Genomic DNA, 22193 nt, shown 5'->3' with positions numbered 1-22193 from the left:
AATTATCACACTATTATACTCCCAAAAGTCAACACTTAAATGACCTTACATTCCTTATATGGTTAAAAATATTTTTCTTCTTCTACTGTTTACCACGCTAACTATTTTTGGACAAAAACCAAATACAGTAGAAGATAGGATATACAATGCCCTTGATGCGTTTACCGCAAATCCTACTGAAGAAAATTTAAATACATTAGAAACGTTTCATAAAAGCATCTCAACTGTGCTCGATGCGACATCTAACAAAAATACTCTCTTGGCTTACGTTGTTCTAAATTGCAACAAAGCCTACTATGAAAATCAATTTGGCAAAACCAATCAAGCTATTTCCAGTTATGAAAAAGCCTTAGAAGTTTTTCAAAAAAATAAATTAACAAATTACGATATTGTTGAGTTTTGCTTGAAACCATTGGGGAATTTATATACCATTGTAGGCGATTACGACAATGCAGAAAGTACTATTAAACAATACTTCTATCTTGCATCTAATGCTAAAAATCAGCAACAGAAATTAGCAGCAATTTTAAATTTATCTAATGTGTATCAAAGTTCTGGGCGAAGTTTATTAGCAATAGAATTACTTGAAAAAACGATTCAAACAGAGCGATTATCAAACATTCAAAAAGGAATTCTACTGAATAATTTGGGCAATAATTATGTATGGAGCTATAAACACTCTAATTCATCTAAACCAATTCCTAGTATTTTCAACAAAATAGAAAAAACCTATTTTGCTGCAATCCAATTGTTGCAATTTGAAAAATCGCAATCTGAAACACTTGCAAATTGTTATCGAAACTTAGCTGCATTGAATTTGCAATGGCGAAAAATCGAGTTGGCTAATTCCTATTTTAAAAAAGCTAACAACTATTTTTCTGAAATCCCCAATGTATCTCCTCAAAAACTAGCCAAATTCAGATACGAAGAAGCTAATTTGTTATTGGAACAAAAAAAATATGGTGAAGCGACCGAAATTATTTCTGATGTTTTCAAGATATTAATTCCTAATTATTCTAACCGAATAAGCATTTTACCCAACTCAAAATCCCTTTATGCCGAAACAATTTTATTGGACGCACTTGATTTGCAGGCGGTTATTTTTTTAGAACAAAATCAACCCAAAAAAGCCTTACAAGCTTATGCACATTCGTTTCAAATCGAAGATTTGTTTGCCAACTTACTCGTTTATGAAAACTCTAAAATTATTAGCCAAATTCGCATTAGAAATCGTACCGAAAAATGCCTTTCTATATACGAGGCTCTGTACCAAAAAGAAAATAAAATCGCCTATATAGAAAAGGCTTTCCAACTTGCGGAACGAACCAAATCTGGAGTTTTAAGAAATTTTCTTTCTAATAAAAAAACAGCTTCAAGAGAAGAAAAATTACAATTGGAACAATTACAAAATTGGAATAATACCATTCTAAAAGAACAACAAAAAGGAGATTTGGCAAACGTATCGCAAATAAACGCAGCCTTAAAAAACCAAAACGAATTGATGCTTTCGCTAAAAAAAATCAGAGGCAAAAATCAAATTAATAGTGAAGAAAACATCGATTTAAAAAGCTTGCATTTGAAACTAAAAAAAGACAAGGCTGCACTGATAGAATATTTTTCGGGATATAACAAAATGTATTCCTTTACTATACTTGATAATACAATTTCCTTAAACTCATTTAGCAATTCTGCTGAAACGAGTGTAAAAATCATGCAATTTATCCACTATTTTAGCAGTGCTAATTCTATTACAAATGATATTTCAGGCTATAATTATTATGGAAATAGTGCTTATAAATTATTAAAATTACCTAGAAATACGATCGCGGAGAACCTCATCATTATACCTGATGGCATTTTGAATTTTCTACCTTTTGAAGCGTTGATAACAAAAGAATCTTCAACGACAAATTTTGCTAAAATGCATTATTTACTCCATGATTTCACGGTTGGATATGCTAATTCGGCCACATTTTATTTAAATGAAAAACCAATTCAACAGCAAGAAAAAACTGTTTTGGGTATGTTTCCCATCTTTGAGAAAACTAATTATACTTTGACCTATTCTAAAGAAGAATTGCAATCGATAAAAAATAATTTTAAAGGCAAGTACTTTCAAAACTCCACAGCTACATTCAAAAACTTTAAAGAAAATGCTGGTAGCTATTCCATTTTACATTTGTCTACCCATGCATCTTCGGGAGATACTGAAACTCCTGCCAGTATAAAATTTTACGATCAGGAAATCTTATATTCCGAGTTGTATACTTTAAATATCAATCCTGATTTAGTGGTTTTAAGCGCTTGCGAAACGGGAATTGGAAAACTATATAAATCAGAAGGTGCTATGAGCATTGCCAGAGGATTTCAATTTGCAGGAGCTCAAAACTTGTTATTCTCGCTCTGGAAAGTAAACGATTATACAACCGCTTTATTTATGGACAAAATTTATACCTACATCCATAACGGCAACTCCTATTTAGAGGCAAATCACCAGTCTAAACTAGATTTTTTAGCCGATAAAAACATATCAAACACGAAGAAATCACCCTATTATTGGAGCGCTTTTGTGTACTACGGCGCATTGACAAATAAGACTGAAAGTACAAATTATATTTTTTACGGAATTGGAATGTTGCTACTGATTGGCTTATTTTTGTATTACAACAAGCTCCAAAAATGAAAAACCTCGACAAAATTCTCAAAAAAGAAAACTACAAAAAAATAAAATTCAAGATTACCAAGACGCAACATCTTTTGATAAAAGCAAAAATCAACGGTGTAGCAGGTAATTTTATTCTGGATACAGGAGCTTCAAACAGCTGCGTGGGATTTGAGAGTGTCGATTTATTTGCATTAGAAGCTAAAAAATCAAAGACAAAAGCAGCGGGAGCTGGAGCAACTGGAATGTTTACACAACTGGCTTTAAAAAATAAATTACAACTTGGTTCTTGGAAAGATTCTAATTTTGAACTCGTTATTTTTGATTTATCACATGTAAATGAAGCAATAACACAACACAAAGCAAAACCCGTTCATGGAATCATTGGCGCCGATGTTTTAATGAAAGGAAAAGGAATTGTAGATTATTACAATCACTATTTATATTTGATGACATAAAAAAAAGAGCGTATCAAAAACTAATACGCTCTACTTCTACTACTAATCCAAACAAATTTATTCTTTGATCAGTTTTTGGATAATTACTTTTCCGTCAATAGTTGTTCGAACGATATAAACTCCTTTTGAAAGTTCATTTGTTTGAAGTGTTGCAGTAAATCTCCAATATATTCCCATACTAATTTTGAACTTTACAGCATTTCATGTCGGTCTTAACAAATTCCTCGGCATATAAATGGGCATAGGTATCAGTGATTAGTATCTGCACTTTTATTAGTGCCGATTTCTTTACATGATTTGAAATCTTTTTGTTTTAATTTGGCTTAAACCAAACTCCAAAAAGCCTTGTTAACATAATTGGAACTTCCTGATTTTAATGCTTCAAAAACAACTGTTTCTAGTTATTTTCTGAAGTACAAATGAAACTACTATTTCAATTCAAAACTTACCAAATCGTTTTTAATAACTCTTAATATTAAAAAGGCTTCAACATACAATTTCTAAAATACAATAGTAGCTCTTAAAGGTGACCATCTCATTTGAGTAACCCTCAAAAAAAATGCTAAAGTGATGATTTGCTGAACACTTTTTTTTATATTTAGAAAATATATGACACAAATTAAAACTATACTTGTTGATGACGAAATCCTAAATCTAAAAAATTTAGAAATTATCTTGATTGAAAATTTCCCAGAAATACAAATTCTAGGATTATTTCAAACTACTGAGGATGCAAAGTTATTTTTAGAGAACAATCCTATTCAATTACTATTTTTAGATATATCAATGCCGGTAGAGAATGGATTCGATTTGTTAGCTCAGTTTCCTGTGAGAAACTTTCAGGTAATATTTGTCACCGCACACGAAGACTTTGCAATAAATGCCATTCGTGTTGGAGCCTTAGATTATATTTTGAAACCCATACTTATTTCAGAATTAAAGATTGCTATTGCAAAAGTATCTGAAATATATAAACCTGACATCGCGAATAAACTAACACTAACTTACGAAGGCGGAAAATCTATTTTAGATTTTGATGAAATCTTGTATCTAAAAGGTTTCGATAATATCACGACAATATATCTCACTAAAAAAAGAAAACTAACCGTTGCCAAAACCTTAAAGCATTTTGAAAGCATTTTAAAAAATGACTTTTTTAGAATTCATAAGTCCTTTATTGTGAATCTAAAATTTGTTTCTAAAACAGTATCCAAAGAAGCTTATTTTTTGGAATTAAATGAAGGAACACAATTACCTGTTTCGAGAAGAAATTACAAAACACTAAATGATTTTTTAAAAAAATAATTAATGAAAAGTGTATTTTTAATAGTATTTACAACGATTTTTTCATCCTTTTCCTATGCTCAAATTCAATATAAATTCAACCATTTCACTACTGATGATGGCTTGCCAACCAATTCTATTTATTGTATAACCGAAAATAAAAACGGAGAGATTATTTTAGGAACGGACAATGGCTTGACTTTCTTTAACGGAAATAATTTCAAAACTTTGAACGTTAAAGACGGATTAATAAATCCTTATATTGTGGCTGTTACCGTGGATAAAAAAGGAGTGCTTTGGTTTATTAATTATGGAGCAAAACTTCAAAAATATGAGAATAATAAGATTCAAAACACGAGTGTATTTTCAGAATACCACACCCAAATTATAGAGACTAAGGACAAGTTTTTTCTTTACACTTTACAAAACAGATATACCAATAAATGTTACGCATACAGCGAAGTAAGCAAAAGTGACTGGAGGATTTCAAGATCTAAAAATTCTAAAATTTCAAAAAAAATAGCTCCTCCCATATTAGTGCAGGATAAGAAAGAAATTCAAGTTTTAGATAATCATTTGATTTACAAAAAATACAAAGTACCAATACCTAATGAAGTCAGATTTATACATAAAGTAGTTTTTACAAAAAACGATGTTTGGGTTCTGGATGAAAATTTTCTTTTTTTGATAGATCTTAGGGGTGTACTAGTAAAAAAAATAAAACTACCACAATCTCTTTCTGTAAATCCAATTTACAAAAATGACTTTATTGTAGATCCTCAAAACAATTGCTGGCTAAGCATTCAGAGTAAAGGACTTTTTATTTTAAATAACAATAACTGGAGCTCCATCAGTGAGAATTTAGGACTGAACACAACTGAAAATATTAACTTTTTATATTGCGACAGAAAAGGAAAAATATGGATTGCAACCAATGAAAACGGGCTTTTTTGCATTCCAAATACTTTAATAAAAACTTTTCGATTTAAGAATAAAGAAAATTATTTCAACGGATTTGCAAATTCAAAGGATAAAAAATCATTGTTTGTTTCTTCAAAATTTAGACTGTATTCGTATAAAAACGAGACATTAAATCTGTTAGAAAACTCATCCTTAGAAATTAAAATCGGCAACTACAACAATGTCCCCATTTTATACTTACCCCAAAAAGAGCCCATACATTGGGATAAAAAATTACAGTTATTAAAAGTTACTGGTAAACTACTTTTAAAAAATGAACGAGATAAGCATTATGTTTTTGCAGGAAATTCATCCATAAACATTTCACTAAAAGGAAAATTTGATTATAAATCCATCAGTTCAAAAATTCAAAAAAAAGAGAAAATAAAACAAATTATTTTGTACCAAAATGAGTACTATTTTAACAATTCCGAAAAAATAAATATCAGAACTTTTGATGACAATTTTATTTCTGAAAAACGGGATTTAAAATTTAAAATCAAAGGGTACATTGAAGATTTTATTTTTATAAAAGACACCATGTGGATTGCTGCAAACAACAGTATTTGCAAGGTTTATAATGAAAAAATCGTAGATAGGATTACCCAAATCAACAATATGAATATCGATGTAATTCATAAAATAAGACATATTGGTGAGGATGTTTATCTATGCACTAATAATGGATTATTTAAAATAAATGCAAATGGAAATCAAGTTTTAAATAAATACAATTTTTTGCCCAACAACGACGTATACAATGTAGCCCTTTTCGATAATGAATTATTAGTTGCCACAAAAGATGGGTTAGGAAAAATAAACAACGTGTTACTTCAAAAAAAATCAGACAAACCAATATTTGATGTGTTTTATTATGAATCAAAAGTTAAGAAATTAGAAATACCTGCTGATCAAAATTTAGTCAAGATAAAACTGGTAATTCAAAATTACAATTCCCCTAAAAATCAAATAATTCAATATAAAATAAACACCACTGCATGGACAAATTCACAAAGCACGACTGTTGATTTCCAATCGCTTTCGTATGGGCAAAACACACTGATTTTTCGAGTAAAGGACGTCAATTCAGATTGGGCGACTAATAAAATTGAGATCCATAGAGCTTTTCCTTTCTATCTGAAATGGTGGTTTATTCTTATAGTTAACATACTCGTTTTGGGGCTCATGTATTTTATTTATCGCTATCAAATTACAAAGATCAAGCGCAAGAAACAGCAAGAAATTAGCACTAATAACAAAGTAGCAGAATTGCGTCAAAGTGCACTTTCGGCAATGATGAATCCACATTTTGTATTTAACTCCCTTAACGCAATCCAATATTTTGTAAATAGCAATCAAAAAGAAAAAAGTAGTGAGTATTTAGGAAAACTGGCGCGACTGGTTCGGTTATTTTTATCACACGCATCAGAACCTTTTATTAGTTTAGAGGACGAAATCAAACGACTAAAAATTTATTTAGAACTGGAAAAAGTACGATTCAATAATTTTAATTTTTATTTCAATATTGATGATAAAATTGATAGGTATCAAACTAAAATACCAAATATGATTGTGCAACCTTTTATAGAGAATGCCATTCTTCACGGTGTTTCACATTTAAAGGAAAATGACGGAAAGATCGATATAAATTTTTACTTAAAAAAAGATGTGCTAACCATAGAGGTTATTGATAACGGTTATGGGATGACCCACACCAAGCCAAATAATGTAAGTCATGTTTCAAAAGGGATTTTAATTATTAAGGAAAGAATAGAGATTTTACAACGGTCCTACCCCGAAAAAACATTCTCAATAATACAACAAGATGCCTTTCCTAATGCCATTCGTAAAGGTCACAAAGTGGTACTTATAGTAACAATTTTATAATAGAAATACTTTTTTTTACCGTTGCCTAAATGAAAACTACCGTATTCTAAATGGTTTTGGTTTGTTTTATAGTTTCCCATAGTTTTAACGGATATAAAAATCTTGAAAACTATGAAAAAAACTATACTCCTTATTTTTTTACTCCTTTTTGCAATAAACGGAAATGCTCAATGCTGGAAAGTTATTTCTACAGGTACTCAAAATACCCTTGCAATAAAACAAGATGGAACTTTATGGGCTTGGGGGCGTGATTTTTTAACAGGCGGAGCAGGTGATGTTTCTACCCCTGCACAAATTGGGACTGGTACAAATTGGGAAGCCGTTTCGGCGGGATCTATTCACGCATTAGCTATAAAAACAGATGGCACTTTGTGGGCTTGGGGACTAAGCTCGGACGGTTCATTTGGAAGCGGAATTGCAGGTGATTTTTCTATATTGCCTAAACAAATTGGCATGCAATCGGATTGGTTAACAATTGCAGCAGGAACCAAGGTATCTACGGCAATAAAAACAGATGGCACCTTATGGTCTTGGGGTTACAATGCTGTTGGTCAGGTTGGAGATGGAACGACAGTAACCAAACTAATTCCCACACAAATTGGTACAGATACAAATTGGTCTTCTATATCATTACATGTTTCCAATTATACCTACAGTTCTACTTTAGCATTAAAAACAGATGGCACTTTATGGGCTTGGGGTACAAATAATGATGGGCAATTAGGTGATGGAACATTTGTGCAAAAAAACGCACCTGTACAAATAGGTACAGATACCAATTGGAGTTCAATTGACACAGGGGAATCTCATTCACTAGCAATAAAAACTAATGGCACATTATGGGCTTGGGGCAAAAATCAGTATGGGGAACTTGGTGACGGAACTACTGTTAAAAAAAATGTTCCAACCCAAATAGGCACGTCAACACTTTGGACTTCTGTTCGAGGAGGCACAGGTTTTTCTGGTGGTACACAAACTGGCGGATTATTATTGGCGTGGGGAGTTAATAGTAGCGGGCAATTGGGAAATGGTACTTTGACAACACAAACAACACCTTTGTTATCAACTACTTCAGCACAAACTGTGTCGGCTGGATCAAGTCATTCCTTTATACAAAACGCTACTGGCACTTATTCTTGGGGCTATAACGCTTATGGTGTTCTTGGCGATGGTACTACAGCAAATAAAAACATACCAACGCTAATAAATTGCCCAACATCGCGACCACAAGCAATAGCTCAAACTTATTGTAGTAGCGCAACAGTAGCGAATCTAGTTGCGACAGGAACGGCACTACAATGGTATGCAAACGCAACATTAGGTGCGGCTTTGGCAGGAGCTGCACCATTAGTGACAGGGACGTATTATGTGTCGCAAACAGAGAACGGTATCGAGAGTTTAAGAACTGCAGTAGCAGTTACAGTGAGTACTACTCCACCACCAACAGCACCAACTTCTGCTGCACAAACATTTTGTAGTGGAGCAACTATTGCAAATTTGACAGCTACAGGAACTACACCGCAATGGTATACAAGTCTAGTTGGAAATACAGCGTTGCCTACAACAACAGCTCTGGCAACAGGCACTTATTTTGTAAGTGAATCATTAAACGGTTGCGAAAGCACAAGAACAGCGGTTTCGGTTACTATAAATACCACGCCAGTTCCAGCGGTTGCTGCACAAGCATTTTGTGTTTCAGGAACGGCAGCTAATTTAGTTGCAACAGGAACTGACCTAAAATGGTATGCAAACCCAACGGGAGATACTGTTATAGCGGGAACAACTGTATTAGCGACAGGAACGTACTATGTATCGCAAACTTTAAACGGTTGCGAAAGTGCAAGAACAGCGGTAGCGGTTACAATAAATACCACTCCAGCTCCAACGTTTGCAGCACAAACATTTTGCAATTCAGGAACGATAGCTAGCTTAACATTTACAGAAACTATTGGAGCAACAATTCAATGGTATTCAACTTCAAGAAGCACAACACCTTTAGTTGTAGCAACAGCATTATCCACAGGAACGTATTATGTATCACAAACGATAAGCGGGTGCGAAAGTGCTAGAATAGCGGTATCTGTAACTATAAATACCACTCCTGCTCCAACTGCTGCTGCGCAATCATTTTGTAATTCAGGAACTGTAGCCAATTTAGTTGCAACAGGAACAACCATAAAATGGTATGCAAATCCAAGCAGTACATCAGTCTTATTAGGCACAACAGCATTAACTTCGGGGACTTATTATGTAACTCAAACTTTAAACGGTTGTGAAAGTGCAAGAACCGCAGTAGTTGTAACATTGAATAGTACAACAGCACCAACGGCTGCAGATCAAGCATTCTGTAATGCTGGTACGGTAGCAGACTTAATTGCAACAGGAACAATCATAAAGTGGTATGCAAATCCAAGCAGCACAGTAGCTTTGTTAGGCACAACAGCATTAACTTCGGGGACTTATTATGTAACTCAAACCTTAAACGGTTGTGAAAGTGCAAGAACAGCAGTAATAGTAACAGTAAATAGTACAACAGCACCAATAGTTTCTGCACAAGCTTTCTGCCATGCAGCTACAGTAGCAAATTTGGCTGCAACTGGAACAGCTATAAAATGGTATGCAACAACAACAACAACAACAACAGGCGGTAGTGCATTAGTTGCAACAACAGCATTAACTTCTGGTACATACTATGTAACTCAAACCTTAAACGGATGCGAAAGCACAAGAGTCTCGGTAGCGGTAACGATTACTAGTACAACAGCACCAATAGTTTCTGCTCAAGCATTTTGCAATGCAGCGACGGTAGCGAACTTAATTGCAACTGGAACAGCGATAAAATGGTATGCAAATGGAATGGGCGGTAGTCCATTAGTTGCGACAACAGCATTGGCAACGGGCACTTATTATGTATCGCAAAGTTTAAACGGTTGCGAAAGTGGAAGAAGCTCAGTAGCGGTTACGATAAATACTACTTCTGCTCCAATGGCTGCGGCTCAAGTTTTTTGTAATGCAGCAGCTGTAGCAAATTTAGTAGCTACAGGAACAACTATAAAATGGTATGCAAATCCAAGCAGTACATCAGTATTAGTAGGCACTGCAGCATTGGCAACGGGCACATATTATGTAACTCAAACTTTAAACGGTTGTGAAAGTCCAAGAACTGCGGTGGCAATCACAATAAATGTAACAGCACCACCAATTATTGCTGCACAAACATTTTGCGGTTTTGGTAGTATTGCTAGTATAACCGTTCCAGAAACTATACCTGAAACAACCCTAGCATGGTATGCAACTTCAAGTAGTGGAGTTGCTTTATTGACAAACACAACCCTGAATACAGGCACGTATTATGCAACAGCAACAACAAACGGTTGCGAAAGTACTAGAACAGCAGTGTCAATTATAGTCAATAATACTCCTGTTCCATTGGCTAATGCACAAACGTTGTGCAGTACAGCAACAGTTGCAAATCTCGTAGCTTCTGGAACAAACCTTCGTTGGTATGCAACTCCAATAGGAGCTTCTTTGGTAGGAACTACATTACTAACCACAGGAACCTATTATGTATCACAAACTGTGAATATTTGCGAGAGCCCGAAAACAGCTGTGGCGGTCACAATAACATCAAATCCTTCAATTTCGTATGGTACTCCAAATAATTTTACAGTTGGAACAAGCATAAATCCGCTAAGTCCTATTAATGTGGGTTGCCCAATACCACTTAGCGGAGTTAGCACATTTGCAGGAAGTGGAGCAATAGGATCTACAGACGGCATAGCTGCAAGCGCTAGTTTTTACCGTCCTTCTGGCGTTACTGTAGATGCTACAGGAGATATATATGTAGCAGATACTTACAATCAAAAAATTCGTAAAATAACTCCTTCTGGAGTCGTTTCTACCTTTGCGGGTAATGGATCAGCGGGTGCAACAGACGGCCCAGCTGCAAACGCTAGTTTTTACGGCCCTTCTGGCATTACCATAGATGCTACAGGATATATATATGTAGCAGATATAGGTAGTCGCAAAATCCGTAAAATTACACCAGCTGGAATTGTTTCTACCATAGCGGGTAGTGGATTGGCGGGTTCTAATGACGGCCCTGCTGCAAACGCTAGTTTTTACGGCTGTTCTGGCGTTACCGTAGATGCTTCTGGAAATATATATGTAGCAGATAGTTTCAATAACAAAATTCGTAAAATTACACCCGCTGGAGTTGTTTCTACCTTTGCTGGTAATGGGTCAGCGGGTGCAACAGACGGCCCAGCTGCAACCGCTAGTTTTTCAGACCCTTCTGGCGTTACCATAGATACTGCAGGAATTATATATGTAGCAGATTCAGGTAATAATAAAATTCGAAAAATTACACCCGCTGGTGTTGTTTCTACCGTTGCTGGAAGTGGAGTAAGAGGTTATACTAACGGTCCAGCTGCAACCGCTGGTTTTTACCTACCCTCAGATGTTGCCTTAGATACTGCAGGAAATATATATGTAGCAGATCATTATAATCAGATTATTCGTAAAATTACACCAGCTGGAATTGTTTCTACCGTTGCTGGTATTAATGGAGTATTTGGTTCTACTGATGGCTCACTTGCAATTGCTTCTTTTGATTTTCCTAATGGGGTTGCATTAGATTCATCAGGATATATATATGTAGCTGATAGTAAAAATGATAAAATACGAAAAATTACACTTACAAGTTATGAAATTTCGCCAAATTTACCAGTAGGTTTAAGTTTTGACTCTACAACAGGAATAATAAGTGGCACCCCAACAGCTTCATCGCCAGCAACTAACTATGTTATAACTGCACATACTATGGGCGGTACCACTAGTACAACTTTAAATATCAGTGTAGGCAATTTGAGCACTGATAGTTTTGAGGTGAAAAACAACCTAAAAATTTACCCAAATCCTACTGCAGGTAATGTTACAATCGAACTAAACAACTTGAACAATGCTAATTTGCAAGTGTCAGACATTAACGGTAGAATACTATTAAATCAAAAACTAGACAACACTACTGTTATTGATGTTTCTGGTTTTCCATCAGCTACCTATTTATTTAAAGTAAATTCTGATCAAGGAACTGCCACTAGCAAGGTTATTAAAAAATAAAAAACTATGATTCAAAGCCGCGTTAAATTTCGTGGTTTTGATTTTTAGAAGTCAGGAATTAGAATATTACAAGAAGATAAATTGATTATAATTTTAAAAAAATGAAAGATGCAAAATTTAAAAAAAACAGGGCACAATTTGATTAATAAACTTTGGGCATTGTTTACTAAATAAAAGATGAAAAAAGTAAAACAAAAATCCCAACCGAATTCGCAAAATCATATCCTGATGCTAATTTTGAAATCATCAATCAAGACAATTATCAAGATTTTATTTTCTAATACAACACCCTTTTTTACCGTTCCCTAAATGAAACCTACCGTATTCTAAATTGTTTTGGTTTGTATATCCTGTAAACCATAGCTTTATTTTATACAAAACCATAAAACTATTAAAACAAACTTCAAACTGCTATTTGTGATGATACTACTCATACAGACAATGCAAGCACAAAAAATCGCCAAGGGAATTAAGGATCAAGGGGTGAAATCACATACACATCAACGTGGCTGTTGTCAATATAAAGTCATTTATCTTGGTGGAAGTTTTAATAATCCTAATATAAACAGCAACCAACGACTTTATGGGAAAACAAGAGGAATAGCATTAGATTATTCACAAACAATCCTCCGCAAACCAGGATTTTCGATTGGGTTTAATATAGGCGGTCAATATTTTACTGGAAATAATGATCCATTTGAAAGTTCTTTGCCGCAACCTTATTCAATTAGTAATCAAATTTCGAGTACGGTCACATCGTCTGGCGACAGCAAAAATTCAGGCTATTTTATTGGAGTTGGACCACAATTTAATATTCATTTTGCTAATCATTTTGTATTTAGTCCTATTTTTCAACTTGGGTTTTTGAGTACAAAGCAAAACGAATCCAAAGCGACACAAACCACCCTGATTAGCGGAGGTGCAGTGGCTGACTATAACAAGACTTATGTTATAGTTTCGCAAAACGAAAGTAAAATTTCTGGAGTTGGTTTTATACCGAGAGCTAGACTTACTTACGTGATTAGTAACACCATTGGCGTTTGGACCGAAGTAAATTATTTAATGGGACAGACTGCGAAAAAAAACACTAATACCTTTGAGCCTGAAAGGGATTCAGATACTCAAACCGTTTTCAGCGTTGCACAAATGGATGCAGGCACATACACTACCACTTCAAGTGATGCAAAATACAGTGCTTTAGGACTTAATTTTGGAGTAATGTTTGGTTTTGGTGGTATGTAATAATGAGGTATAATATCAAGAATATAATTAAACAACTCTATCTATCAAAAGAGAAATTATAAAAAATATCGACTCTATTTTTATTGTCCTGCATTTGTTTTTTCCAAGAATATAAAATAATAGTTACGAACAGTAGAAAGAAAGTGTGCGGTTACGCTAAAAAAATGTATTTCACAACAAATTTATAATTCATACCAGACTCAATACCAAAAATTATTTCACTGTCAACTTAACAACACTAAAATCATTATGAGAAACATTAAAATAATTCTTAGAATACTCGTTATGACTCTGTTTTTAGGACAAAGTTTGCAAGCGCAAACATGTATTGACCATGAAGGAAATTACAATTTTAACAATTGGGTACCATTTTACTCAACCGTTACAAAAGGAGCTGACATACAACATAAAAATTACTTAAAACTTCAAGACGGAAGCGGTCCATCATTCGTAATAAATTATATTGATTTTTCAGGAAACTGGATAACAAAAGGTTTTGAGCAATGCTTAAGTTTTGATTATATGGCAACATATAATGTATCGTCAGGTATGACTATCGCAAAATCGCCACTTGTTTGGCTTTATTAAGTTAACTCAATAACTCTTTTAAGTAATCAAGCTAATTTTGGACAACAATATTTAAGAGCATGGCTTATTCCAAACCCGTCGTTTCGTATTATCGCAAATGGTGTTTGGAATACATGGCCGTTACCGATAGTTTTATTGGAAAATTAATTTCTACAAACTATTAGAAATCTAAAAACAATCATTGTAACAGCAATTATCACATTGTGCTGTTATGCTAATGTAAATGCACAAGCTATAGAAGTCAAAACTAAAGGAAAAGTTGTCAGCGCAGGAACTTCTACAAGCAACGTAGCAAAAACCAATACTGTCACAACTAACAGACAAATACTACAAAAAACAGTTAAAGGGATTAAGGATCCTGCTGTACAAGGTTGTGGTAGTTGTGGTATAAAAGGCAAGCAAAGGCTGGTGGCAACGCACAAGCAATAGCAAAAGAAACTGCTCGAGCAGGAAACACCAATAAACTCTAAACTATGCATCCCGAACTATTCCATTTTACTCTTCCCGATTTTCTTAGTAACACACAAATTACGATTTACACCTATGCGTTTTGTATAACGCTAGGATGTTTAATTACAGGTATATACACCCAGCAAGCCGCATATAAAGATCTAGGAATACAAAATCTTTCAAACAATTTTTTTTACTTAATTTTCATCAGTGGGTTTGTAGGCGGAAAATTATTTTATTACCTAGAAAATCCGAGTTATTACTGGTACAATCCCAATTTATTATTAGATAATTTTTCAGGTGGTTTTGTATTTTATGGCTCATTTGTAACCATAATCCCGGTTGTTGTTGGGTATCTAAAAAAACGGAACATCCCCGTCTTACCCATGCTGGATATTCTAGCAATAACTACTTTAATAGTTCATGCGTTTGGTCGTTTTGGATGTTGCTATGCAGGATGTTGCTATGGGTTACCTACAAATAGCATAATTGGGGTGACGTTTCCAGCAACAAATCATATAGCGGTACATCCTACCCAACTTTATGAGGTGTTTATTTTACTAGGGCTATTAACAATGTTATATATCATCAAAAAAAAGAAAAAATTTCATGGGCAAATTTTCTTAATATATATAAGTTTATATGGAATATCTAGAGCCATTCTCGAGATTTTTAGGGGAGATAGCCGAGGTTTTATTATCAAGGATATTGTTTCTCACTCCCAATTTATTGGATTTCTTTTACTAGTTGCTTCCATTATTTTTTATACCAAATTAAAAAAACAAAATATTACTAACTTAAATAACTAAAAAATGAAAAAAAAATTCTTAAAATTTATTTTGCCAATGCTATTACTTGTAGCAGCTACCCTTACAATAGGCCCAAGTTGTTCTGGAGAATTACTAGGAAACACTATAGGAGATCCCATTGCATATTCTGAAATTTCAGCTGGACATGACCACTCAATTGCTAAAAAACTAGATGGGACACTATGGTCTTGGGGTTTAAACACAACCGGACAGCTAGGAAATAGCAGCATTTCAACGAGTACAAGCAACCCTGAAAAAATTGGAACAGATACAAATTGGGATAAAATTTCAGCTGGACATTACCATAATTTAGCTCTAAAAACAGACGGAACATTATGGGCTTGGGGAAGCAATAGTTATGGAGAATTAGGTGATGGGACACTATCTATACAAAAAGAGCCCATACAAATTGGAACTGCAAATGACTGGAAATATATTGCTGCTGGAAGCAATCATAGTCTAGCCATAAAAACTGATGGAACTTTATGGGCTTGGGGCAGAAATGACAATACTGGACAACTGGGCGACGGAACAATAGTCAATAAAAGTACGCATGTAAAAATTGGTAAAGATACAGATTGGATGATTGTGTCTGCAGGTGACCGCCACTCTGCTGGTATAAAAACTGACGGAACACTTTTTATGTGGGGTAGTAATGACGAAGGACAGTTTGGAGTTGGTGCAGGAAATACCAAAGGGAGTCTAACGCCATTATCAACAGCTAATGTTGCCAGTAAAACTACTTGGAAAACAATTTCTTGTAGTAATTTTCATACTATAGGTATAAAAACAGATGGTACAATGTGGGGATCTGGAACAAATAGTAGAGGACAACTTGGTATAGGTTCAATAGTATCTCAAAATACATTTACTAAAATAGGAACAAGTGCTAATTGGATAATGATTTCTGCGGGTATGCTAAATAGCATTGCAATAAGTAGCAATGGAACTACTTCACAAAGCAAAGCATACTCTTGGGGTGCAAACGATTTAGGACAATCCGGAGATAATACAAATATTGATATTCTAGCTCCAGTTTTAATTGCTAATATCTTTGGCAATACAGATAATTATTTGCGTGTATCAGCAGGCGGAAACCATACTCTAACAATTCTTTCTACTAGTTGGAATCCTGTATTATGCTCTGGAAAAAACGACTTTGGACAGTTAGGAGATGGTTCAAATATTAATAAGAAAATTTTTGTGAGAGTTACACAATAAAAACAAACAACACTATTATTGCCTATAAAATTGCTTAAAATATTGATTGATTACTTTAGCTTAAGATAAAAATTATTGTACTCCTTAACCGCTAAGAATATTTTTTAAATAGTACATAGAGAAAAAAATCAGTAAATTAAAGCACTTTATAGGCAGTATTTGTAATAAATATTTCTGTGCATTTTTTAGTCAAGACTAACGCATGAGTTATTAAAACCACCACAGATTTTTAGATTTTTTTCTTGTTAATCTGAATCTTGTGATACATAAAAACTAATTTGTAAAAATTCCGTTGAAACAACTATTGTTTAACAGGAAGGTTATATTAAAATTATTGACAAATAGAACTTTATACGTTTGCCCAGTGCATACAGTGAAACGTTTTGCTTTATCAGAAAATATTTTTTTAGTAATTCTATCCGTAGCTGCGCGTAATATAAAATATATTAACACGCTCTAAATGAAAATTCTTTAAAATCATTAAAATGGAAAACTACAAAAAAGTAAAATTTAAGATTACTAAAACACAGCATCTTTTGATAAAAGCAAAAATCAATGGTGTGATAGGGAATTTCATTCTGGATACAGGAGCTTCAAATAGCTGCGTAAGATTTGAGAGTATTGATTTGTTTTATTGGACGCAAAAAAATCAAAGACAAAAGCCTCAGGTGCTGGCGCCAAATAAATATTTACCCAACTGGCTTTAAAAAATCAATTGCAACTTGGTTCTTGGAAAGACATCAATTTTGATATCGTTATTTTTGATTTGTCTCACGTTAATGAAGCTTTACTGCAACGCAAAGCAAAACCAGTTCATGGAATCATTGGCGCTAATATTTTTATGAAAGGAAAAGCGATTGTGGATTATTACAATCATTATTTGTATTTGATGACATAAAAAAAAGAGCGTATCAAAAACTAATACGCTCTAATTCTACTATTAATCCAAACAAATTTATTCTTTGATCAGTTTTTGGATAACTACTTTTCCGTCAATACTTGTTCGAACGATATAAACTCCTTTTGAAAGTTCATTAGTTTGAAGTATTGCAGTATTGTTTTTTGGATTTTTAACCAAAACTTCCTGACCTAAGATATTATATATACTCACATTTTCTATAGTACTATTGGCTTCGATCGTTAAAACATTCGAAACTGGATTTGGATACATCATAACTTTTGCCGTTTCAAAACTAGCCAAACTTAACGTGCTCGCTACCTTACTGAAATACACATTATCAATATAAACAGTTCCCGCTGGTGCTCCTGACATTACTAATTGAGCAATATGTGCTTTGGTAGTCAAGCCGGTAAACTCGGATAGCGGAATATCATAATGGTTCCATCCAGATAATGTAGGCGTACGCGTTACCTCAAACTCTACATCATCACCTCCTTGATACACCCCATTTGCACCAAAATCTACTAATTTAACTCTAAAAGCAGTCAAATCTGGTGTCCACACATCAATATGAAAATACAGCATTTGTGAAGCATCTAGCGAACCTGTTACATCTACACCAAAATAATTCAAATTTGTATATTTTTTAGTGTCATTTCCAGCGATTTGCATTTCAGTTAAAGTACTTCCAGCTGACCAATCGGTTCTCCAAGTGGTAACCGGAATGTTTGAATAGGCATTACTAAACATAGAAATAACATTGGTTGCCGCAGTTGTAGGCGTTGCTGCTGCAACAGTAGGTTCTGTTGGTGTTACTACTACAGTTGATTTATAAAAGTAAAAATTGTCTAAATAAACCGTTGTTCCCGCAGGAGTAGAGGACAAACTCATTTGAAATACATTACTAAAGTTGATTCCGGGAAAGTTAGAAGTGTTCAATAGTACATCAAAACTATTCCAACCTGCTGCAATTGTTAAGGTCACTCCAGATTCAACTGGACCCGGATTTATTAAATTGATTTTAACAGAAGTTGCACTAGAAGACCATAAATCAACGTGCATTTTAGTCATATCGGAAAGGTCAAAAACCTCTGCGCCAGGCAATGTAATTCCTTGATAATTGAAATTACTTAATTTTCTTGTATTGTTGGTAGCAATGACTTCATCAGTTACATCCGTAGACTGACCCCAACACTTACACCAATCGCCTGCCTTGTACACTGCATAAGCATCGCTGTAAATAGATTTTACATCTGTTGCAACTCTAGCTGGAGGCGTTGGTGCGGCAACAGTAGGCGCAGTGGCAACAACTGGAGCCGCTATTTTTGCAGAAAAAGTGATATTATCCACATAACATACATGATTCGCCGATCTTGTTGTTCCTTCTGGAATAAAATCTGGAAATACAATAATTTGATCAATGCCTGTAGAAACACCTTCACCTATTTTACCTGCAAAATTGAACGTTAATTCTTCCCATTCGTTTATTTTAGTATTAGTAACCGAAATCTCTCCGGTAGAACCGCCATCAGGACGAGCAAACTTTATCCCTACTTTACTAATTACATCCTTGTACACCATTACTTTTATCGTACTATTAGTTTCATTTAAAGTAAAGGTTCCAATACCATTGGTGCCAGAAGCATGAGTTGTTTCGAAACCAGTATACCAAGCCCCTGCAACCAATGCCGTAAATTTTGCCGCTGTGTTAGAGGTATTGATTCCTGTTTTATTTGGATTTGGAGCTAATAAAGATGCGGTTGAAGCTCCCGATGGATTGTCAAAAGAAGTCAAAACCCAAGTTGATCCGTATTCTCCTGTTTCGAATGTAACAGGTGCACAAGGAGCAGCAGCTGGTGGAGCCACTATCGCTACCTTGTTAAAATAGACATTATCGATGTAGATTGTTCCAGCAGAACCTGAAAATACGAATTGTGCAACATTCGATTTTGTTGTTAAACCTGTAAATTCTGATAGCGGAATTTCTAAACTGTTCCATCCGCTTAAGGCTAATGTACGTGTTATTTCAAATTCTTTATCATCACCACCTTGGTACGCACCATCAGCTCCAAAATCGACTATTTTCACTTTGAATGTAGTTACATTTGGCGTCCATACATCGATATGAAAGTTTAACATTGTTGAAGCATTAATTTTATTGGCTTCCGTAATTACTCCAAAATAACTTAAATCGGTATACTTTTTAGTATCATTTCCGGCAACTTGAATATCAGATAAAACATTTCCTGATTGTCCCCAATCTGCTCTCCAAGTATCTACTGTAACATTGGTATACGCATTACTAAATAACGAAATTACATTAGTCGCAGCAACTGTAGGAGTTGGCGCAGCAGCTGTTGGTATAGTTGCAGCCGGCTTTGCAGAAAATGTTACGTTATCAAAATAACTGATTGTTTCTGTAGTTCTTTCTTTAAAATCTAAAAAGAGTATGATTTGATCAATATTTATAGTTTCGAACAACCCTATCTTTCCAGAGAAATCAAAAGTCAATTCTTCCCATTCGTTAATTTTTGTATTGGGTACTTTAATTTCTGGTTGTGCACCACCGTTTGCTATTGCAAATTTGATAGCCACATCACTGATAACCGTTTTGTACACCATTATTTTTACAATACTGTTTGAAGCACTCAAGGTAAAAGTGCCTATTCCATTTGCACCCGAAGCATGGGTAGTTTCAAATCCTGCATAAGGCGCTGCGCCAGAGACTGTAGTTCCTGCTACAAATTTTCCAACCGTTGCAGAACTGTTGATTCCACCTGGAAATGAATTAGCTACTTTAGAGTATCCTGCTCCACTTCCATTTTGAAAAGTGGTAAAGGGCCAAGTAGAACCAAACTCACCTGTCTCTAAGGTAACTGGTGCGTTTTGTGAATATCCTATCGAAAAAAACAACAGGGAAATAATTAGAGTAATGTTCTTCATATTGTTGAGTTAAGAGTTATTCTCAAAGCTATGAATGTATTGTGTTGCGATCTGATAAGAAAAGTATCTAAAAACTATACAACAAAACAAAGAATTTTCAAGATCAAAATATATCTTAAATAGCACTATAACTTACCTTAGTCTCAATTAGTGGAATTCAGAAGAACTAATACAAACCTTTACAATTCAATAATGTTGTGGTAATGTTATGGTAAATAAATTATTTTTTAAACTTTTTTTTAAACAAAAAATAATTTTTTATTACATTAAAAACCATACTAATAAATAAATTGCAAAAAAATAGCTATTTCTAAATCAGAAGTCGCAAAAAAAACCCGCCTGAGTATTAAACCAGACGGGACTATATAGGAAAGCATATCTTGACAAAAGTCAACTTATAACTCTAACGCTTTTTTAGGATTGTTATCCATTAATAATTCTAAAGGATTTTCTAAGGCTTCTTTCACAGCAACCAAGAACCCAACAGACTCACGACCATCAATAATACGGTGATCATAAGAAAGTGCAACATACATCATAGGATGAATTTCAACTTTGCCGTTTACAGCAATAGGACGCTCAATAATATTGTGCATTCCTAGTATTCCTGACTGAGGAGGATTGATAATAGGAGTACTCAACATACTTCCAAAAACACCACCGTTAGTAATGGTAAAAGTTCCTCCAGTCATGTCGTCAACTGTGATTTGACCGTCACGAGCTTTAAGTGCTAATCTTTTTATATCGGCTTCAACACCTCTAAAAGTCAAATTTTCAGCATTACGCACCACAGGAACCATCAATCCTTTTGGTCCTGATACTGCAATTGAAATATCACAAAAATCGAAAGCAATCTTGTGATCACCATCCATCATACTATTTACATCTGGGAATAATTGCAACGCTCTGGTTACAGCTTTTGTAAAGAACGACATGTATCCTAAGCCAATCCCACCATGTTTTGCTTTAAACGCATCTTTGTATTCATTACGAATTAAGTTGATTGGCGTCATGTTTACTTCATTGAAAGTAGTCAACATGGCTGTTTCATTTTTAGCAGCTACTAATCTCTCTGCTACTTTACGACGTAGCATCGATAATTTTGTACGCTCTGTACCACGAGAACCACCAGTTGGAGTTCCCATAGAAGGCACTGCATTTACAGCATCCTCCTTAGTGATTCTTCCTGCTTTACCTGTTCCTGTTATGGATGCTGGCGCTATATTTTTTTCGTCTAATATTTTTCTGGCTGCTGGTGATGGCGTTCCTGAAGCGTAAGTTGCTGCTGGGGCTGCTGCTACGGGAGCCGCTTTTGGTCCCGAAGTTTCGGGATCAACAGTTTTTGTAACTTCAGCTACTGGCGCATCACCTGAGGGTTTTGCTCCGTCTGTATCAATATGGCAAACTACCGCTCCCACTGCTACAGCATCACCTTCTTCTGCTTTAAGAGTAATAATTCCGCTTGCTTCTGCTGGCAATTCTAATGTTGCTTTGTCTGAATCAACCTCTGCAATTGCTTGGTCTTTCTCTACATAATCTCCATCTTTTACTAACCACGTTGCAATTTCAACTTCTTTAATTGATTCCCCTGGTGATGGGACTTTCATTTCTAAAATCATGTTCTATTATTTTAAATTATGAATTTTAAGTTTTAAATTGTGTTCAAA

13 protein-coding genes and 1 pseudogene are annotated in these 22193 nt (G+C 34.6%); 11 read left to right on the top strand and 3 right to left on the bottom strand.

Translation table 11 applies throughout. From position 1 onward, the window contains the following. The first annotated feature begins 58 nt into the window (after nt 1-58). Entirely contained in the window at nt 59-2683 is a 2625-nt protein-coding gene (locus ACNQGO_RS10015; RefSeq protein WP_417985173.1) for a CHAT domain-containing protein, read from the top strand. Then, the gene (locus tag ACNQGO_RS10010; protein WP_417985172.1) at nt 2680-3120 is read left to right on the top strand and encodes a retropepsin-like aspartic protease; all 441 of its coding nucleotides are present in this window, start codon (nt 2680-2682) and stop codon (nt 3118-3120) included. The genes ACNQGO_RS10015 and ACNQGO_RS10010 overlap by 4 nt, the downstream gene beginning before the upstream one ends. Nucleotides 3121-3177: 57 nt before the next feature. On the opposite strand, the gene ACNQGO_RS10005 is transcribed toward ACNQGO_RS10010, so the two are convergent. Further along, entirely contained in the window at nt 3178-3297 is a 120-nt protein-coding gene (locus tag ACNQGO_RS10005; RefSeq protein WP_417948271.1) for a T9SS type A sorting domain-containing protein, read from the bottom strand. A 432-nt stretch (nt 3298-3729) separates the two neighbouring features. On the opposite strand from ACNQGO_RS10005, the gene ACNQGO_RS10000 reads away from it, so the two are divergent. The 9 genes and pseudogenes from ACNQGO_RS10000 to ACNQGO_RS09960 all read left to right on the top strand — a co-directional run bounded on the left by ACNQGO_RS10000 (nt 3730) and on the right by ACNQGO_RS09960 (nt 17580). Then, nucleotides 3730-4425 carry a LytR/AlgR family response regulator transcription factor gene (locus tag ACNQGO_RS10000; RefSeq protein ID WP_417985171.1) on the top strand — a complete coding sequence of 232 codons (696 nt, stop codon included), beginning with the start codon at nt 3730-3732 and terminating at the stop codon, nt 4423-4425. 3 nt (nt 4426-4428) lie between these two features. Then, nucleotides 4429-7251 carry a sensor histidine kinase gene (locus tag ACNQGO_RS09995; RefSeq protein ID WP_417985170.1) on the top strand — a complete coding sequence of 941 codons (2823 nt, stop codon included), beginning with the start codon at nt 4429-4431 and terminating at the stop codon, nt 7249-7251. Between the two features lie 111 nt (nt 7252-7362). Beyond that, nucleotides 7363-12372, top strand: coding sequence for an Ig-like domain-containing protein (locus tag ACNQGO_RS09990; RefSeq protein ID WP_417985169.1), 5010 nt, complete (start codon nt 7363-7365; stop codon nt 12370-12372). Between the two features lie 420 nt (nt 12373-12792). Next, nucleotides 12793-13614 carry a hypothetical protein gene (locus ACNQGO_RS09985; protein WP_417985168.1) on the top strand — a complete coding sequence of 274 codons (822 nt, stop codon included), beginning with the start codon at nt 12793-12795 and terminating at the stop codon, nt 13612-13614. 249 nt (nt 13615-13863) lie between these two features. Then, nucleotides 13864-14202, top strand: a complete 339-nt coding sequence (locus tag ACNQGO_RS09980) for a hypothetical protein (RefSeq protein ID WP_417947856.1) — start codon at nt 13864-13866, stop codon at nt 14200-14202. 201 nt (nt 14203-14403) lie between these two features. Further along, nucleotides 14404-14631, top strand: coding sequence for a hypothetical protein (locus tag ACNQGO_RS09975; protein WP_417947857.1), 228 nt, complete (start codon nt 14404-14406; stop codon nt 14629-14631). A 44-nt stretch (nt 14632-14675) separates the two neighbouring features. Beyond that, nucleotides 14676-15461, top strand: a complete 786-nt coding sequence (locus ACNQGO_RS09970; RefSeq protein WP_417947858.1) for a prolipoprotein diacylglyceryl transferase — start codon at nt 14676-14678, stop codon at nt 15459-15461. 3 nt (nt 15462-15464) lie between these two features. Then, nucleotides 15465-16682 (top strand): RCC1 domain-containing protein, encoded by a 1218-nt coding sequence (locus ACNQGO_RS09965; RefSeq protein WP_417985167.1) that lies wholly within the window; start codon nt 15465-15467, stop codon nt 16680-16682. 485 nt (nt 16683-17167) lie between these two features. Beyond that, a pseudogene (locus ACNQGO_RS09960) lies at nt 17168-17580 on the top strand (retropepsin-like aspartic protease). A 57-nt stretch (nt 17581-17637) separates the two neighbouring features. Here ACNQGO_RS09960 and ACNQGO_RS09955 read toward each other — a convergent pair. Together ACNQGO_RS09955 and odhB are read right to left on the bottom strand one after the other, a co-directional pair. Then, the gene (locus ACNQGO_RS09955; protein ID WP_417985166.1) at nt 17638-20526 is read right to left on the bottom strand and encodes a T9SS type A sorting domain-containing protein; all 2889 of its coding nucleotides are present in this window, start codon (nt 20524-20526) and stop codon (nt 17638-17640) included. Nucleotides 20527-20921: 395 nt separating this feature from the next. Next, nucleotides 20922-22145, bottom strand: coding sequence for a 2-oxoglutarate dehydrogenase complex dihydrolipoyllysine-residue succinyltransferase (gene odhB / locus ACNQGO_RS09950; RefSeq protein ID WP_417985165.1), 1224 nt, complete (start codon nt 22143-22145; stop codon nt 20922-20924). Nucleotides 22146-22193: the final 48 nt, after the last annotated feature.

The sequence above is a fragment of the Flavobacterium frigidum genome, assembly GCF_048286735.1.
Classification (GTDB): Bacteria; Bacteroidota; Bacteroidia; order Flavobacteriales; family Flavobacteriaceae; genus Flavobacterium.
Note: the sequence above shows the minus strand (reverse complement) of the source record. Positions and strands in the feature narration are given on the sequence as shown.

Bases quoted from the DNA above. Each gene is read 5' to 3' on its own strand.
- ACNQGO_RS10005 (WP_417948271.1), bottom strand. From the start codon at position 3,297: ATGGGAATATATTGGAGATTTACTGCAACACTTCAAACAAATGAACTT.
- ACNQGO_RS09970 (WP_417947858.1), top strand. From the start codon at position 14,676: ATGCATCCCGAACTATTCCATTTTACTCTTCCCGATTTTCTTAGTAAC.
- ACNQGO_RS10015 (WP_417985173.1), top strand. From the start codon at position 59: ATGGTTAAAAATATTTTTCTTCTTCTACTGTTTACCACGCTAACTATT.
- ACNQGO_RS09980 (WP_417947856.1), top strand. From the start codon at position 13,864: ATGAGAAACATTAAAATAATTCTTAGAATACTCGTTATGACTCTGTTT.
- ACNQGO_RS10010 (WP_417985172.1), top strand. From the start codon at position 2,680: ATGAAAAACCTCGACAAAATTCTCAAAAAAGAAAACTACAAAAAAATA.
- ACNQGO_RS10000 (WP_417985171.1), top strand. From the start codon at position 3,730: ATGACACAAATTAAAACTATACTTGTTGATGACGAAATCCTAAATCTA.
- ACNQGO_RS09985 (WP_417985168.1), top strand. From the start codon at position 12,793: ATGATACTACTCATACAGACAATGCAAGCACAAAAAATCGCCAAGGGA.
- ACNQGO_RS09955 (WP_417985166.1), bottom strand. From the start codon at position 20,526: ATGAAGAACATTACTCTAATTATTTCCCTGTTGTTTTTTTCGATAGGA.
- ACNQGO_RS09965 (WP_417985167.1), top strand. From the start codon at position 15,465: ATGAAAAAAAAATTCTTAAAATTTATTTTGCCAATGCTATTACTTGTA.
- ACNQGO_RS09995 (WP_417985170.1), top strand. From the start codon at position 4,429: ATGAAAAGTGTATTTTTAATAGTATTTACAACGATTTTTTCATCCTTT.
- odhB (WP_417985165.1), bottom strand. From the start codon at position 22,145: ATGATTTTAGAAATGAAAGTCCCATCACCAGGGGAATCAATTAAAGAA.
- ACNQGO_RS09990 (WP_417985169.1), top strand. From the start codon at position 7,363: ATGAAAAAAACTATACTCCTTATTTTTTTACTCCTTTTTGCAATAAAC.